Source organism: Streptomyces sp. NPDC001315 (assembly GCF_042896175.1).
Classification (GTDB): Bacteria; Actinomycetota; Actinomycetes; order Streptomycetales; family Streptomycetaceae; genus Streptomyces.
This window is the reverse complement of record NZ_JBIAWZ010000025.1, coordinates 1-14,892: the sequence shown is the minus strand read 5'-3', so window position 1 is coordinate 14,892 and position 14,892 is coordinate 1. Positions and strand designations below refer to the sequence as shown.

13 protein-coding genes are annotated in these 14,892 nt (G+C 70.2%); 3 read left to right on the top strand and 10 right to left on the bottom strand.

Going from position 1 to position 14,892, the window contains the following annotated elements:
• Position 1: 1 nt before the first annotated feature.
• Positions 2-1,813 carry a gamma-glutamyltransferase gene (gene ggt, locus ACFY16_RS37435; RefSeq protein WP_390651687.1) on the bottom strand — a complete coding sequence of 604 codons (1,812 nt, stop codon included), beginning with the start codon at positions 1,811-1,813 and terminating at the stop codon, positions 2-4.
• 106 nt (positions 1,814-1,919) lie between these two features.
• Here ggt and ACFY16_RS37430 point away from each other — a divergent pair, with 106 nt between their 5' ends.
• Complete coding sequence (locus ACFY16_RS37430) at positions 1,920-2,684, top strand: hypothetical protein (RefSeq protein ID WP_390651686.1); 765 nt, start codon at positions 1,920-1,922, stop codon at positions 2,682-2,684.
• 116 nt (positions 2,685-2,800) lie between these two features.
• On the top strand, positions 2,801-4,420 hold the full coding sequence (locus tag ACFY16_RS37425) for a CocE/NonD family hydrolase (RefSeq protein ID WP_390651685.1): 1,620 nt from the start codon (positions 2,801-2,803) through the stop codon (positions 4,418-4,420).
• Positions 4,421-4,466: 46 nt separating this feature from the next.
• Here ACFY16_RS37425 and ACFY16_RS37420 read toward each other — a convergent pair whose 3' ends face one another.
• The 5 genes from ACFY16_RS37420 to ACFY16_RS37400 form a co-directional block, all read right to left on the bottom strand.
• Positions 4,467-5,345 carry an amino acid ABC transporter permease gene (locus ACFY16_RS37420; RefSeq protein ID WP_390651684.1) on the bottom strand — a complete coding sequence of 293 codons (879 nt, stop codon included), beginning with the start codon at positions 5,343-5,345 and terminating at the stop codon, positions 4,467-4,469.
• A complete protein-coding gene (locus ACFY16_RS37415) occupies positions 5,342-5,986 on the bottom strand; it encodes an amino acid ABC transporter permease (RefSeq protein ID WP_390651683.1) in 645 nt (214 codons plus the stop codon). Before ACFY16_RS37415 ends, ACFY16_RS37420 begins: the two co-directional genes overlap by 4 nt.
• On the bottom strand, positions 5,983-6,903 hold the full coding sequence (locus ACFY16_RS37410; protein ID WP_390651682.1) for a glutamate ABC transporter substrate-binding protein: 921 nt from the start codon (positions 6,901-6,903) through the stop codon (positions 5,983-5,985). The genes ACFY16_RS37415 and ACFY16_RS37410 overlap by 4 nt, the downstream gene beginning before the upstream one ends.
• A gap of 15 nt (positions 6,904-6,918) precedes the next feature.
• On the bottom strand, positions 6,919-7,662 hold the full coding sequence (locus ACFY16_RS37405) for an amino acid ABC transporter ATP-binding protein (RefSeq protein ID WP_390651681.1): 744 nt from the start codon (positions 7,660-7,662) through the stop codon (positions 6,919-6,921).
• A gap of 124 nt (positions 7,663-7,786) precedes the next feature.
• Complete coding sequence (locus tag ACFY16_RS37400; RefSeq protein ID WP_390651680.1) at positions 7,787-8,206, bottom strand: DUF6278 family protein; 420 nt, start codon at positions 8,204-8,206, stop codon at positions 7,787-7,789.
• Positions 8,207-8,372: 166 nt separating this feature from the next.
• On the opposite strand from ACFY16_RS37400, the gene ACFY16_RS37395 reads away from it, so the two are divergent.
• Positions 8,373-10,133 carry an SGNH/GDSL hydrolase family protein gene (locus tag ACFY16_RS37395; RefSeq protein ID WP_390651679.1) on the top strand — a complete coding sequence of 587 codons (1,761 nt, stop codon included), beginning with the start codon at positions 8,373-8,375 and terminating at the stop codon, positions 10,131-10,133.
• Positions 10,134-10,140: 7 nt separating this feature from the next.
• Here the strand turns inward: ACFY16_RS37395 and ACFY16_RS37390 are convergent, their stop codons facing one another.
• The 4 genes from ACFY16_RS37390 to ACFY16_RS37375 all read right to left on the bottom strand — a co-directional run bounded on the left by ACFY16_RS37390 (position 10,141) and on the right by ACFY16_RS37375 (position 14,099).
• The gene (locus ACFY16_RS37390) at positions 10,141-10,920 is read right to left on the bottom strand and encodes an exodeoxyribonuclease III (protein ID WP_390651678.1); all 780 of its coding nucleotides are present in this window, start codon (positions 10,918-10,920) and stop codon (positions 10,141-10,143) included.
• Between the two features lie 46 nt (positions 10,921-10,966).
• A complete protein-coding gene (locus ACFY16_RS37385) occupies positions 10,967-11,602 on the bottom strand; it encodes an MBL fold metallo-hydrolase (protein WP_390651677.1) in 636 nt (211 codons plus the stop codon).
• A 71-nt stretch (positions 11,603-11,673) separates the two neighbouring features.
• Positions 11,674-12,969 carry a 4-carboxymuconolactone decarboxylase gene (gene pcaC, locus ACFY16_RS37380; RefSeq protein ID WP_390651676.1) on the bottom strand — a complete coding sequence of 432 codons (1,296 nt, stop codon included), beginning with the start codon at positions 12,967-12,969 and terminating at the stop codon, positions 11,674-11,676.
• 32 nt (positions 12,970-13,001) lie between these two features.
• Positions 13,002-14,099 carry an IS110 family transposase gene (locus ACFY16_RS37375; protein WP_390651675.1) on the bottom strand — a complete coding sequence of 366 codons (1,098 nt, stop codon included), beginning with the start codon at positions 14,097-14,099 and terminating at the stop codon, positions 13,002-13,004.
• Positions 14,100-14,892: the final 793 nt, after the last annotated feature.

Here is a 14,892-nt window from a genome sequence, read left to right as displayed (position 1 = left end):
GCTACGACGCCGGAGACACCACCATCGCCGAGCCGCCGCCGCGCCGTACCGTCTCGGCGGCGGCCAGCCACTTCCCGTTCGGCAGCCGCTGGACGCCGGTCGCCGCGCCGATCTCCGGGTTCAGCTTGAAGCTGTGCCCGATGGCTTCCAGCCGTGTCCTCACGTCGCTGTCGTAGAGACCGGGTTCGAGCTCGGTCTGGGCCGCGTTACGCTGGCTGGCGCGGGGTGCGGCGATCGCGTCGACGAGCGGCAGGCGCCGGTCGAGGAACCCGGTGAGGGTCTGGAGCACGGTGGTGATGATGGTCGCGCCGCCGGGGGATCCGAGCGCCACCACCGGCTTGTCGTTCTTGTCGAGCACGATCGTCGGGGAGATCGACGACCGCGGCCGCTTGCCCGGACCCGGCAGGTTCGGGTCGTGCACGGCCGGGTTGGCCGGGGTGAAGGAGAAGTCCGTCAGCTCGTTGTTGAGGAGAAAGCCCCGGCCGGGGACGGTGATGCCGCTGCCGCCGGTCTGCTCGATGGTGAGCGTGTAGGAGACGACGTTGCCCCACTTGTCGGCGACCGTCAGATGCGTGGTGTTCTCGCCCTCGTACGTCGTCGGGGCCGCGGTGCCGCCGGTGGCGCAGGCCGCCGGGTCGCGGGGGTCGCCGGGGGTGACGGGGCTGGTGAGGACGGCGTCGTCCTTGATGAGGCACGCGCGCGAGTCGGCGTACCGCTGTGACAGCAGTTCCTTCGTCGGTACGTCCTCGAAGGCGGGGTCGCCGACCCAGCGCCCGCGGTCCGCGAACGCGATCCGGCCGGCCTCGATGAAGTGGTGCAGGTACTGGACCTCGCTTGCCTTGGAGAGGTCCGTCTTCTCCAGGATGTTGAGGGCCTCGCCGACGGTGGTGCCGCCGGAGGAGGAGGGCGCGATGGAGTAGACGCCGAGGCCGCGGTACGAGGTCCTGGTGGGCGCCTGGAGCTTGGCCCGGTAGGCCCCGAGGTCCTTGGCCGAGAGGTCGCCGGGGCGGGCCTTCCAGCCGGAAGCCACGTCCACGGGCGGGTTGTTGACCGTCTTCAGGACGTCCTTGCCGATGTCGCCCCGGTAGACCGCGCCGACGCCTTCTTTGCCCAACTCCTGGTAGGTGCGGGCGAGATCGGGGTTCTTGAAGGTCGAGCCGACGACGGGGAGCCGTCCGCCCGGCAGGAACAGCTCGGCGGTGTCCGGGAAGTAGCGGAAGCGGGTCTCGTTGGAGGCCGTCTGCGCACGGAAGGTGTCGTCGACGGTGAAGCCGTCGCGGGCTATCCGCTCGGCCGGCTTGAGTACCGTGCCGAGCTTTTCGCTGCCCCACTTGTCCAGCGCCGTCGCCCAGGTGGCGGGCGTGCCGGGTGTGCCGACGCTCAGGCCGCTGGAGACGGCGTCGGCGAAGGCGAGCGCCTTGCCGTTCTCCACGAACAGGTTGGAGTCGGCGGTCAGCGGGGCGGTCTCGCGGCCGTCGATGGTCTGCACCTTACGGGACTTGGCGTCGTAGTAGACGAAGTAGCCGCCTCCGCCGATGCCGGCGGAGTAGGGCTCGGTCACGCCGAGTGCGGCGGCTGTGGCGACGGCCGCGTCGACAGCGTTGCCGCCCTTCTTCAGGACCTCGATGCCGGCGGCGGAGGCGTCCGCGTCGACGCTGGCGACCGCGCCGCCGTAGCCGACGGCGACCGGGACTTTCGCGGGGCTGTTCCCGGCGGAGCCGGTCTGTGCGGCGGGTGGCGCCGCGGCCCCCACCGACACCACAGCGGCCGAAACCGCCAGGACTGCCAGATTCCGCGCGACAGGGCGACGCATCCGCACCTCCAGTCAAGGGACCGTTCAAGCAGCCTAATCCATCACCCTGGCCGCGTCAGGACCGTGTCGAACACCGGTCCGCACGGGCCCGCTACCATGCGCGCCCATGACTGACGACGTGCGCAACATCGTCCTGGGCGTGGTGGCGGCCGGCATCAGCGCCGCTCTCGGCTGGCTGGCCCGCACCTACCTCTGGAAGCGCAGGCTGCGACGCAAGCAGGCCTTCTTCGGGCTGCCGGACAACTCCGAGTCGCTGCTGGTGGTCAACCGCGAGGCGGGCGGTCCCGAGCTGACGGTGACGCGGCACGACGTGTTCGCCCTCCTGGAACTGGCCGCGCTCGTCAAGGACTGCAACGCGAACGCCCAGGTCGTCGCGCACGACGCGGCGCAGCAGGGGTTCGGGGAACGCACCGAGTTCTGCGTGGGCGGGCCGGCTTCCAACCGCCGTATGGCCGCGCATCTCGGCTCCCTGCTGCCGGGGGTGCGGGTGAACGTCGACGCCGAGCCCGGTCCGGACCGCGGCGCCTTCCAGATAGGCAGCGAGCACTACCGGCTGGATCCGGGCAAGGGCGAGTACGTGATCCTGGCCCGGCTCACGGCGGGCCGGCGCCGGGACGCGCGCCCGGTGTTCCTCTTCTGCGGCCAGCGCGCCATCACCAACCAGGCCGCGACCCGCTATCTCGCCCGCAACCACGAGCGGCTGGCCCGCAAACACGGCAGCGCTTCCTTCGCCCTGCTGCTGAAGGTCGTCAACTCGCAGGCGTACGGCCCTGACGTCGTCGAACTCGTCGCCGACGTGACACGTGCGGCCCAGGCGCCGCTGCCGGCTCCGGCACCCGAGCCGACACGGACCTCACACCGCGCCTCCTGAGTTCGTTCACGAACCAACAATCGTTACTCGCACGTAACTTACCCACGGGTTACCTGCGGTAAGGGGGCGAGGTTACCGTTCGGTCACTTTCCACTTACACGAGTGAGGAGTGACCCATGCATCAAAAGGGCGCGGAGCGCCTTCAAACCGGGTGGCGGCGGCCGACGGGCGGGCATCGTCGCAAGGCCCTGCGTACGACCGCCGTGGGCGCCGTCTCCGCGACCCTGATCGCCGGCAGCGTCCTCGGGCTCGCTCCCGCCGCACAGGCGGCCGGCAACAGCGTCCGCTTCGTGGACATCGCCGGCGACGGCGGCACCGTCCTCAAGGCGAACGTCGTCACCCCGGCGGGCTCCGACGGCACGCACCGCTACCCGCTGATCGTGCTGCCCACGAGCTGGGGCCTGCCCCAGGTCGAGTATCTCGCGCAGGCCCAGCAGCTCGCGAACTCCGGTTACATCGTGCTCACTTACAACGTCCGCGGCTTCTGGCAGTCCGGTGGCGAGATAGAAGTGGCGGGACCTCCCGACATAGCCGACGCGTCCAAGGTCATCGACTGGGCGATCGCCAACACCCCCACCGACGCACAGCACATCGGCATGGCGGGCGTCTCCTACGGCGCCGGCATCAGCCTGATCGCCGCCGCCCACGACAAGCGGATCAAGGCCGTCGCCGCACTGAGCGGCTGGGCGGACCTGATCGACTCGATCTACTCCGGCCGCACCCAGCACTCCCAGGCCGCGGCCCTGCTGGACGTCGCCGGGACGGCCACCGGCCGCGAGAGCGCCGAGCTCGAGCAGGTCTTCTCGGACTTCTTCGCCTCGGACCTGTCACGGGAGCAGGACATCATCAACTGGGGGAAGAAACGTTCGGCCGCAACATATGTGGACCAGCTGAACAAGAACGGCGCCGCGGTCATGATGGCCAACGCCTGGGGCGACACGATCTTCCCGCCCAACCAGTACGCCGACTTCTACGAGAAGCTCACCGGCCCGAAGCGGCTGGAGTTCCGCCCCGGCGACCACGCGACCGCCGAGGTCACCGGACTGTTCGGACTGCCCAACGACGTGTGGACCGACACCGGGCGCTGGTTCGACCACTACCTCAAGGGCGAGGACAACGGCATCGACCGCGAACAGCCGGTCCAGCTCAAGTCCCGCTCCACGGGCGGCTACGAGGGCTACCCGGACTGGAAGTCGGTCGGCGCCACCACCCGCAAGATCAATCTCGCGGGCACCACCACGATCCACGCCAATGTCGACTCCGGGGCGGACGGCGGGATCGTCTTCCTGTCGAGCATCCTCGACCAGGTCGCCCAGATCCCCCCGATCGCGTCGATCCCGCTGCTCCCCCGCCGCTGGGCGGCCGTATGGCAGTCGGAGAAGTACGCCACCGCCCAACAGGTACGCGGCACGGCCAAGTTGCACACCACGGTCACCCCCACCAAGGAGAGCGGCACCCTCGTCGCCTACCTGTACGACGTGGGCCCGCTCGGCCTCGGCAAGCTGGTGAGCAACGCGCCGTACACCTTCCACGGGGTCACTCCCGGCAAGCCCTTCGGCCTCGACCTGGACCTGTTCTCCACGGCCTACGACGTCCCGGCAGGGCACCGGCTCGCCCTGGTCGTCGACACGGTCGACCCGCTCTACATCGAGCACAACCCGTCCGGCGCGCAGCTGACCTTCTCCTCGCCGGCGAACGACCCGTCGTACGTGTCGGTTCCGCTGCGCGAGCAGTGATCTCCGGCCGCGGCCGGGCGGGTATGGCTCTGTGAACTGCCGCCCCCTACGGTTTGGGGGCCGTGGGGGGTCCCCCACCCGGCAGCAGCGTCCCGGGTTCGGCCGCGGCCACCTCCACGGCTTTGGTCTTGGGACTGCGCTGCTCCCGCCGGGACACCCAGCCGGCGAACCAGGAGAGCAGCATGCACATCCCGATGTAGATCGGCGAGATCACCATCACCACGGGGATGAACGGCAAATCGTAGTCGAGGTTCGACGCGATGAGCTTCCCGGCGTGGAGGAACTCCTCGTAGGTGATCAGGTAGCCGAGCGAGGTGTCCTTCAGGGCCACCACCAGCTGGCTGATGATGGCGGGCAGCATGGCCCGCACGGCCTGGGGCACGAGGACGTACGACATGACCTGCGTCTTGCGCATGCCGAGCGCGAACGCGGCCTCCCGCTGGCCGCGTTCCACGGAGTTGACACCCGAGCGGAACACCTCGGCGAGCACGGAGCCGTTGTAGAGGGTCAGTCCGGCGACGAGGGCGGGCAACGGCTGCACCTTGAGCGCCACGAAGATGAAGAAGATCATCACCAGGACGGGCATGGCGCGGAAGAACTCCACGACGACCGTGGCCAGCCAGCGCACCGGCCGGTGGTCCGACAGCCGCCCGGTCGCCAGCGCTCCGCCGAGCGCCAGCGACAGGACAGCCGCGATGGCGAAGGCCTTGAGCGTGTTGCCGAGGCCGCGCAGCAGGAGCTCCTGGATTCCCTTGTACTCGAAGGGCATCCACTTCGTGTAGGTGAACTGCTGGGTGGTGAAGAGGAGATACAGGATCCAGGCGAGCAGGGCGAGCAGCACGACGGTGGACACGACACCGTAGATCCGGTGCCGCTGCCGGGTTCTGGGGCCCGGTACGTCGTAGAGGGCGACTGCGGGTGTCAACGGGCGACTCCCCACTTCTTCTCCAGCACGTTGAACAGCGCGCTGATGGCGAGGGTGATGATCAGGTAGCCGACGGCGATCCAGACGAAGGTCCAGACGATGTTGTAGCCGAGTTCGCTGAGGGTCTTGTACGTGCTGAGCAGTTCGGTGACGCTGAACGCGCCCGCGATCGCGGAGTTCTTGGCGAGTGCGATGAGGGTGGAGCCGACCGGCGGGATCACGGAGCGGAACGCCTGCGGCAGGACGACCAGGTTCAGGGTCTGCGCGAAGGTCATCCCGAGGCTGCGGGCCGCCTCGCCCTGCCCTCGGGGCACGGTGTTGATGCCGGAGCGCAGCGCCTCGCAGATGAACGCCGAGGTGTAACAGCCGAGGGCGAGGACGGCGAACACCTGGAAGGGCAGGACCAGTCCGAACCTGGGGAGGCCGAGCAGCACCGCGAAGAACAGCAGGGTCAGCGGGGTGTTGCGCAGCACGGTGACCCACACGGTGCCGAAGATGCGCAGCGAGCCGACGGGCGCGACCCGGAACGAGGCCATGAGGAAGCCGAGGACGAGGGCCAGCACCGAGGCGTAGACGGTGAGTTCGACCGTGCCGAGGAAGCCCTCGGCGTAGAGGGAGAAGTTTTGAGTCAGTACGTTCATGAGCCGGCCTGGTAGCGGTCGATCGGGGGCGGGGTCGGCGCGGGCACGCCGGACAGGCCGAGCGTGGCCTCGTACGCCTTCTTCCAGTCGCCGTTCTTCTCACGGGCCTCCAACGCGTCGTCGAGGGCGTAGCGCAGGGCGTTGTCGCCGTGCGGGACGCCGATGCCGTACGGCTCCTCGGAGAAGGGCTTGCCGACCACCTTGAGCTCGTCGGGGAGCTTCGCCGCGTAGCCGATGAGGATGGCGTCGTCGGTGGTGACGGCGTCGACCTGGTAGGTGAGCAGGTTGTCGACGCAGACGGAGTAGGTGTCGTAGGCGACGAGGATCGCTTTCGGGAAGTTTTCCTTGATGCGCTGGTACGGCGTCGAGCCGGTCACCGAGCACACCCGTTTGCCGTCGAGGTCCTGGGGGCCGTGGATGTCGTTCTCGTCGGCCCGCACCAGCAGCGACTGCCCGGCCATGTAGTAGGGGCCGGCGAAGCCGACGAGCTTCCTGCGGTTGGCGTTGATGGTGTAGGTGCCGACGTAGAAGTCGATCTGACCGTTCTGCAGGGCGGTCTCTCGGTTCGCGGAGGCGATCGTCTTGAAGCGGATCGTGCTGGGGTCGAAGCCCAGGGAGGCGGACATCATCCTGGCGATCTCGATGTCGAAGCCGGAGTAGGCGCCGGTCGCCGGGTCCTTCTCGCCCAGGTACGGCTGGTCCTCCTTGACCCCGACGACCAGGTACCCGCGCTTCTTCGCCCGGGTCCAGGTCGGGGACTCGGGGAGCCGGAATCCTTGTGCCACCTCGTAGTTGGGGAGTTTGTCGGCCGCGGGTCCCTTGCTGGGCGGGCTGCCCTCCTTGCCGCAGGCGACGACGACGCCGAGCAGCACGGTGAGCAGGGCCAGGACGGCGGACACACGTGGGGTACGGAACATGGGTCGCACTCCCGCTCAGTGCTTGAGGATCTTGGAGAGGAAGTCCTTGGCGCGGTCGGTGCGCGGGTCGGTGAAGAACTCCTCCGGGGTGCGGTCCTCGATGATCCGGCCGTCGGCCATGAAGACCACCCGGTTGGCGGCCGAGCGGGCGAAGCCCATCTCGTGGGTGATGACGACCATGGTCATGCCGTCGCGGGCGAGCTGCCGCATGACCTCCAGGACCTCGTTGATCATCTCGGGGTCGAGGGCCGAGGTCGGCTCGTCGAACAGCAGCGCCTTGGGTTCCATGGCGAGGGCGCGGGCGATGGCCACGCGCTGCTGCTGGCCGCCGGAGAGCTGGACCGGGTACTTGGGCGCGTGGGCGGCGAGGCCGACGCGGTCGAGGAGTTCGAGCGAGCGCTTGTCGGCGTCCTCCTTCTTGCGCTTGCGGACCTTGACCTGCCCCAGCGAGACGTTCTGCAGGACCGTCTTGTGGGCGAAGAGGTTGAAGGACTGGAAGACCATGCCGACGTCCGCGCGGAGCCTGGCGAGTTCCTTGCCCTCCTCGGGCAGCCGCTTGCCGTCGAGCATGATCGTCCCGGACTCGATCGGCTCCAGCCGGTTGATCGCCCGGCACAGGGTCGACTTTCCCGAGCCGGACGGGCCGATGACGACGACCACCTCCCCCTTGCCGACGGTGAGGTTGATGTCCTGGAGGACATGCAACTCCCCGAAGTGCTTGTTGACGTCCTGCAGCTCGATCAACGGATCGACAGCCATGCCCACCCTTACTCACCTCAGCTGTGTCGTGACTGCCGCAAACTATCCAGACAGGGATCAAGGTCCCTCACGACACGCACTTTTCGGGCATTAGCCGTATTTACGGCAACTGGCCATCTCTCGCCTACGCCTCGGCCACCTCCGCGTACAGCTGCGAGAGCTCGGGAACACCGCTCGCGGCCCACTCGTGACCGGCGGTCACCACGTCGAACTCACGGCCGGAGGCGAGCCGTACGACGGGCTGCCCGCCGGGCCAGACCTCCCAGACGGCGCCCGCAACGGTGCGCACGATGACGGTCCCCAGGTAGAGGCCCGCGTCGTTGCCGAGCCAGGGCAGGACCTCCTCGTCGTCGCGCCAGCGTGGCACCAGCTGGTCGAGCGCCTCCAACGAGGCGGCGGAATCGTCGAGTTGGACGCCCTCCTGGGACGCCTGTGAGCGCAGCAACTCACACTCGGAGAGGAGTTCGGCGACACCCTCGGGGTCGGCGGAGATCTCCGCGCCGTCGCTCTTCTTGCGCCGGTTGCCCAGGAAAGGGATGTTCATACGTCCAGCGTGTCATTCGTACCGGCGTACGCACCACAGGCGCGCCCGATGGTCTCGTCCGGTGGATTCCACCCGGCCTTCCCGCATGGCTCGTTGACCGGGGTACGGCGCGTCTCTAACTTCGCGGTGCCTGTGCGCACGACCGGTGAGCGGGAGGAGTCGTCACGTGCATCGAGGTGTCCGGGGTTTCCCGCTCGCGCTCGCCCTGTTCACGACGGCCCTGGTGCCGGCGTCCGCCGCGCGGGCCACCGACCCGCCCCGGTCCGCCCCGCTCCCCCTGGAGCGGCTCTTCGACAACACGGCCGTCAGTGACGACGCCCGGCCCGCCGAGGCGGACTTCGACGGCTCGGGCGCCTCCCTGTCGGCCCGGGACCTCACGGCCGCGGGCTGGACGCCCGGCCGCACCCTCACCGTGCAGGGGGCCCAGCTGACCTGGCCGCGACGGCAGCCGGGCGAGCCGGACAACGTACGGGCCGCCGGGCAGGAGGTGCGGGTCGGCGGGCGCGGCGACGCCCTCGCCTTCCTGCTGGCCGGCGACCACGGCGGCGAGGTGAGCGGCTCGGGCACCGTCACGTACGCGGACGGCACGCACTCCTCGTACCTGCTCAGCGCCTCCGACTGGCGCACCGGTCCGCTCGCCACGAAGGCGGTGGGGCTCCCGCACATCAACACGCCCGGCGGCCGGCTCACCGAGAAGGCCCGGCTGTACGTCGTGACGGTGCCGCTCGCGCCGGGCCGCGAGGTCGCCTCGGTGCGGCTGCCGCGCGCGGACGGTCTGCACGTGTTCGCGCTGTCGGTGCGGGCGGCCGGCGGCTGGACCGGCACCTGGGCCGCGGCGACCTCCGGCTACGCGGCCGTGGGGCCGTGGAGCGACCGCACGCTGCGGCTCGTGGTGCACACGTCGGTGGGCGGGCCCCGGGTGCGACTGCGGTTCGACAACACGTTCGGTTCCGCTCCGGTGCGGATCGGCCGTGCGACGGTGGCGGTGCGGGCGGCGGGCGCGGCGGCCCGAGGCGCGCCGATGCGGCTGTCCTTCCGGGGTGCGGCAGGCGTCGACGTCCCGGCGGGAGCGCAGGCGGTCAGCGATCCGCTCGGCTTCAAGGTGCCCGCGAACGCCGATCTGCTGGTGAGCTTCCATCTCCCCGGCACCGTCAGGGCGGCTCCCGTGCACCGGCTCGCGGTGCAGCGGTCGTACCTGAGCGGACCGGGCGACCACACGGCCGACGGCTCGGCGGCGGCGTACGCCTCGACGCTGACGACCTGGCCGCTGCTGACCGGGGTGGACGTGAGCGGCGGACCGGGGGCGGTGGTCGCGCTGGGCGACTCGATCACCGACGGGGACCGGTCGACGGTGGGCGCGAACCGGCGCTGGCCCGACGTGCTCGCCGCCCGTCTGCTGCGGCAGACCGCGGTCCCCCGCTACGGCGTCCTCAACCAGGGCATCTCCGGCAACCGCGTCGTCGCCGACCGCTATCCCGGGGACGGCGTCTCCACGGACGCCGGCGGGGTGAGCGCGCTGCACCGCCTCGACCGGGACGTGTTCGCCCAGACCTCGGCGCGCACGGCGGTCGTGTTCGAGGGCGTGAACGACGTGCGGTCGGGCGCGACGGCCGAGCAGGTGACCGCGGGACTGCGGAATATCGCGGACCGGGCGCACGCCCGGGGGCTGCGGGTGCTGGCGGCGACGATCCTGCCGTGCGGAGGGGATTCCCGGTGCACGGCGTCGGTCGAGGCCGAGCGGGCCGCGGTCAACGCCTGGATCCGCCGCTCCGGGATCTTCGACGGCGTCCTCGACTTCGACGCCGTCCTGCGCGATCCCGACCGCCCCACGCGCATCCTGGCCGCGTACGACAGCGGGGATCATCTGCATCCCGGGGACGCCGGGCTGGCGGCCCTCGCGAACTCCGTGGACCTGGCTCTTCTCTGACCGGGGGCTACACGTCCAGGTCCACGACGACCGGCGCGTGGTCCGAGGCGCCCTTGCCCTTGCGCTCCTCCCGGTCCACGTACGCGTCCTTGACCGCCTTGGCGAACGGCTCGTTGCCGTACACCAGGTCGATGCGCATGCCGCGGTTCTTGGGGAAGCAGAGCTGGCGGTAGTCCCAGTACGTGTAGGGGTGCTCGTACTTCAGGGGCCGCGGGACGACATCGGACAGGCCCGTCTCGCGCAGGGCGGTCAGGGCGGCGCGCTCGGCGGGGGTGACGTGGGTGAGGCCCTCGAAGACGGCCACGTCGTAGACGTCGTCGTCCGTCGGCGCCACGTTGTAGTCGCCGAGGACGGCGAACGGGCGGCTGCCGGACGCGTCGCCCGCGACGGCCGCCTTCAGGGCCTCGAACCACTGGAGCTTGTAGGCGTAGTGGGCGTGGCCGACCTCGCGCCCGTTCGGCACGTACACCGACCAGACGCGGGCCGGGCCGCAGGTCGCGGAGATCGCTCGGGGCTCCTCGACGCCCTCGTAGCCGGGATCGCCGGGCAGGCCCTTGACCACGTCCTCGAGGCCGACGCGGGAGATCACCGCGACGCCGTTCCACCGGCCGGTCGCGTGCACCGCCGCCTCGTAGCCCAGTTCGCGCAGCTGGTCGAACGGGAACTGGGCCTCGGCGATCTTGGCTTCCTGGAGGCAGAGCACGTCCGTGTTGCTGCTCTCCAGCCAGGCCAGGAGCCTCGGCAGGCGGGCGGTGATCGAGTTCACGTTCCAGGTCGCGATGCGCATGCCTCACAACCTACCCGGCGGGTACGACAACGGGCCCGCTCCCCCGCTACACCTCCGCCGACGCCCCCGGCGTCAGCCGCAGGTGCTCCGCGCCGCCCAGGGCGCCGATCTGGCGGTCGTAGATCGGGCGGGCGAGGTCGGTGAGGAGGGCGTCGTGGATGTCGTAGGCGCGCTGCGGCTTGACCTCGCGGACGTACTCGATGACCTCGGAGATCTTGTTCCACGGAGCCATCACCGGGAGCATCAGGGTCTCCACCGGCTGGTCGGGGACGGTGAGCGCGTCGCCGGGGTGGAAGACGCGGCCGCCGTCGACGAGGTAGCCGACGTTGGTGATGCGCGGGATGTCCGGGTGGATCACCGCGTGCAGCTCGCCGTGGACCTGGACGTCGAAGCCCGCGGCGGTGAAGGTGTCGCCGTGGCCGACGGTGTGCACACGGCCCGGGAACGCGGCCGAGATCTGCTCCGCGACGGAGCGCAGCGTCCAGATCTCGGCGGCCGGGTCGGCCTCCAGAGCGGCCCGCAGCCGCCCCTCGTCGAAGTGGTCGGGATGCTCGTGCGTGACGAGGATCGCGTCGGCGCCGAGCGCCGCGTCCTCCTCGCTGTACGCTCCGGGGTCGATGACGAGCGTCCGCCCGTCCTTCTCCAGACGGACACAGGCGTGCGACTTCTTCGTGAGCTTCATGGGTCCCATCCTGCCCCCACTGTCGCGGCGGCGGGCCCCTCAGGGTGGTGCTCCCGGTACCCGGCCGGCGATCACTCGGCGGGGGTCGTCTCCTCCCGAATGACCTGCTGGGCCACCCTGAAGGCGCTGTTCGCCGCCGGGACTCCGCAGTAGACCGCCGCCTGGAGCAGCACTTCCTTGATCTCGTCCGGGGTGAGGCCGTTGCGCAGGGCGGCCCGGGTGTGGAAGGCGAGCTCTTCCAGGTGGCCGCCCGCGACCAGCGCCGTGAGGGTGATGCAGCTGCGCGAGCGCCGGTCGAGGCCGGGCCGGTCCCAGATCTCGCCCCACGCGTAGCGGGTGACCAATTCCTGGAAGTCCCCCGAGAAGTCGTCGGCCTGCGCCAGCGCCCGGTCGACGTGCGCGTCGCCGAGCACTTCGCGGCGCACCTTGAGCCCGGTGTCGTACCGGTCCGGCCGGCCCGCCTGCTGCGGCGGTACGACGGCCGGGGCGATCTCGGCGATCGGCGCGGTGGGCTGGGGCGCGGCCAGGGCCGGCTTGACCGGGGCGGCCGGGATGGCCATCTGGCCGGTGGCCGAGTCGAAGGCGGGCTGCCAGGCGGTCGAGAAGTGGTGGACGAGCAGGTCGGTGACGGCGGCCGGCTGCTCCACGGGGACCAGGTGGGAGGCGCCGGGGACGACCGCCAGACGGGCGTCCGGGATGCCGGCGACCAGCGTGCGGGCCTCGGCGGGGCCGGTGACCTGGTCCTCCGAACCGACCAGGACGAGGGTCGGCACACCGACGCGCGTCAGTTCGTGCCGTACGTCGAACGCGGCGAGCGCCTCACAGGCCGCGATGTAGCAGCCGGGGTCGGTGGTACGCACCATCTGCACCGCCCACTCGGTGATCGCGGGCTGGGCGGCCGCGAACCCACCGGTGAACCAGCGCTCCGGGGACGTACGGGCGATGGGGTCGAGCCCGTTCGTCCGTACGATCACCCCGCGCTGCCGGAACTCGTCGGCCGTCCCGAACCGGGGCGAGGCGGCGATCACCACGAGCGAGGCGAGCCGCTCCGGGTGCCGCAGGGCCAGCTCGACACCGATCGCGCCGCCCAGGGCGCAGCCCGCGTACGCGAAGCGCTGCACGCCGAGCGCGTCGAGCGTGGCGAGCAGGCGCGCGGCCAGGTCGGACACCGCGCCGGCCGGGTGCGCGGGCGCGCCACCGTGCCCGGGCAGGTCGAACCGGAAGACCCGCCACTGCCTGGTCAGCTCCGGGACCTGGCGGTCCCACATGTGCCATGTAGTGCCCAGTGAGGGACCCAAGATCAGGACAGGGGCGTCTTCTGGCCCGTCAAAGCGGTATTGCAGGGTGTTCGGCGGTGTCTCACTCACGCCCCAGACCCTCTCACGTCTCACGGACGCCCCTATAACGCGGGGGCGCGGGAGATCGGTCTGACCAGGTTGAAGACCTCGCGGGCGGCATATCGCTTGAGGCATCGGATGATCTCACGTCGGGTCTTGCCTTCCTGGGTGCGGCGTTCGTAGTACGCCTGGGTTCGGGGGTCGTGGCGCAGGCGGGTGAACACGATGCGGTGCAGGGCGGCGTTGGCCTGCCGGTCGCCGCCGTGGTTGAGCCGTCGCGTGATGCGCCGCCCGGAGGAGTACTCGATGGGGCTGACTCCGCAAAGGGCAGCAAAGGACGCCTCGGTGTTCAGCCGCTCGGGATTGTCCCCCATGGTGATCAGGAGAGTGACGGCGCTGTCCGGGCCGATGCCCATCGGTACGAGCAGTTGCGGCGCGTGGCGTTCGACGAGCCGGGTCAGGCGTTGGTTCAGCTCGTTGATCTGCCCGGTGAGCTGTTCGATGCGTTCGGCGAGCATGCGTAATGTCATGTGGGTGGCCTGGACCACCGCGTCCTCGTCTCCCCCACCCTCGGGAGAGCCGAGGCGCGCGCAGGTGCGGAACAGCTCGGCATTGCCCAAGCTCGACAACCGTTCCCGCAGGGCGGGGTCGGCGATCACTAGGACGGCCTTGAGCTGGTTGATCGCCTGTGTGCGGGCCTTGACCGCGGAGTCCTTGGCGAGTTTGTAGATCCGGGCGCCTTGCACGGGTCCGTCGCCGGACTTGGCCTGGGCCCGGGTGCGACCGCTGAGCACGGCTCGCGCTGCGGCCTGCGCATCGAGCGGGTCCGACTTGCCGAGCAGACGGCGGGCTGTGCGGTCGGGCCGGTTCACTTCGAACACCTGGATCTGCTGGGTCAGCAGGTAGCGGGACAGGCCCGCGCCGAAGGTACCGGTGCCCTCCACACCGGCCCGGCGCACCGTCCCCCGCCTGCGGGCCCACACGAGCAGCCGCCGGTAGCCGGCCACCGTCGCCGGAAAGGACTCGGTGCCCAAGATCTTGCCCAGCGGGGACACCACGGCGGCGACGTGCACCTCACCGTGCGTGTCCACGCCGAGCACGATTTCTCTCCGCACGGGAGGATCCGTACTGGAGGAGGTGCTGCGCTGTCTGGTCGTCATGGTGGTTCGCCTCCCGCAGGGTGACACGCTGAGTGGATGGCACCGGCCCGCTCGGGCGGTCTGAACCGTGATGGCGCCTGGAACTCGGCAAGGCCCCTATTGGGACACGCCCTGTGGCTCGGTGACAGCAGAAGCCAGCCCGCAACGACGGTCGACAAGCCTGTGACTGGACACTTCGGTCAAAGATCTCAAGAGTCAGACCCCCGTCCGGGACGGCATCGCGCAACCGTCGCATCGATCCCGGCGTATCGGCATCTACCGACCACAGCCGGATGGCTTCGCCCGAACCAATGCCCAACCTGGCCGGAGCAGGCTGAGAATGAGCTGACTCCCCGCCCACTCGCGACCGGCAATGACAGACAGCCGTCTGGGCCGCCTTACGGTCGCCCTCCATCGGCCATCGCACAAACGGCTTCGAGCCCTCATTCTGGTGCACGGTTGTCCGCAAGTCATGGCGCGGGCTGCCAAAGAGGCTGCCTAGCAACTCGGCAAAGGCACCGGCGAGTGCTTGGGAACTCGGTCTACTCGAGTAACGGGGAACAGCAGCACCGCACGAGGGGGCGCCCGCGTGGAAGGCATGGCGCATGTGGGCGCTGCCGGACCCGATGCTCGCGGCCCCCGTCACCGACCCGGCGCCGCCCGATGGGTGGGCCGCCGAGGAGAAGTGGGACGGTTCTCCAGACACCTCGTGATGTCTCAGTGCGTTGTGGCAAACCGGATCTTGTTCGAGCGGCAGCGGTGATCATCTGGACGGAGGTTCGGGTGCGGGTGCGGGCATGAGAGAACGGGCCCC

Bases quoted from the DNA above. Each gene is read 5' to 3' on its own strand.
- ACFY16_RS37385 (WP_390651677.1), bottom strand. From the start codon at position 11,602: ATGAAGCTCACGAAGAAGTCGCACGCCTGTGTCCGTCTGGAGAAGGAC.
- ACFY16_RS37390 (WP_390651678.1), bottom strand. From the start codon at position 10,920: ATGCGCATCGCGACCTGGAACGTGAACTCGATCACCGCCCGCCTGCCG.
- ACFY16_RS37430 (WP_390651686.1), top strand. From the start codon at position 1,920: ATGACTGACGACGTGCGCAACATCGTCCTGGGCGTGGTGGCGGCCGGC.
- ACFY16_RS37400 (WP_390651680.1), bottom strand. From the start codon at position 8,206: ATGAACATCCCTTTCCTGGGCAACCGGCGCAAGAAGAGCGACGGCGCG.
- ACFY16_RS37415 (WP_390651683.1), bottom strand. From the start codon at position 5,986: ATGAACGTACTGACTCAAAACTTCTCCCTCTACGCCGAGGGCTTCCTC.
- ggt (WP_390651687.1), bottom strand. From the start codon at position 1,813: ATGCGTCGCCCTGTCGCGCGGAATCTGGCAGTCCTGGCGGTTTCGGCC.
- ACFY16_RS37410 (WP_390651682.1), bottom strand. From the start codon at position 6,903: ATGTTCCGTACCCCACGTGTGTCCGCCGTCCTGGCCCTGCTCACCGTG.
- ACFY16_RS37425 (WP_390651685.1), top strand. From the start codon at position 2,801: ATGCATCAAAAGGGCGCGGAGCGCCTTCAAACCGGGTGGCGGCGGCCG.
- ACFY16_RS37405 (WP_390651681.1), bottom strand. From the start codon at position 7,662: ATGGCTGTCGATCCGTTGATCGAGCTGCAGGACGTCAACAAGCACTTC.
- ACFY16_RS37375 (WP_390651675.1), bottom strand. From the start codon at position 14,099: ATGACGACCAGACAGCGCAGCACCTCCTCCAGTACGGATCCTCCCGTG.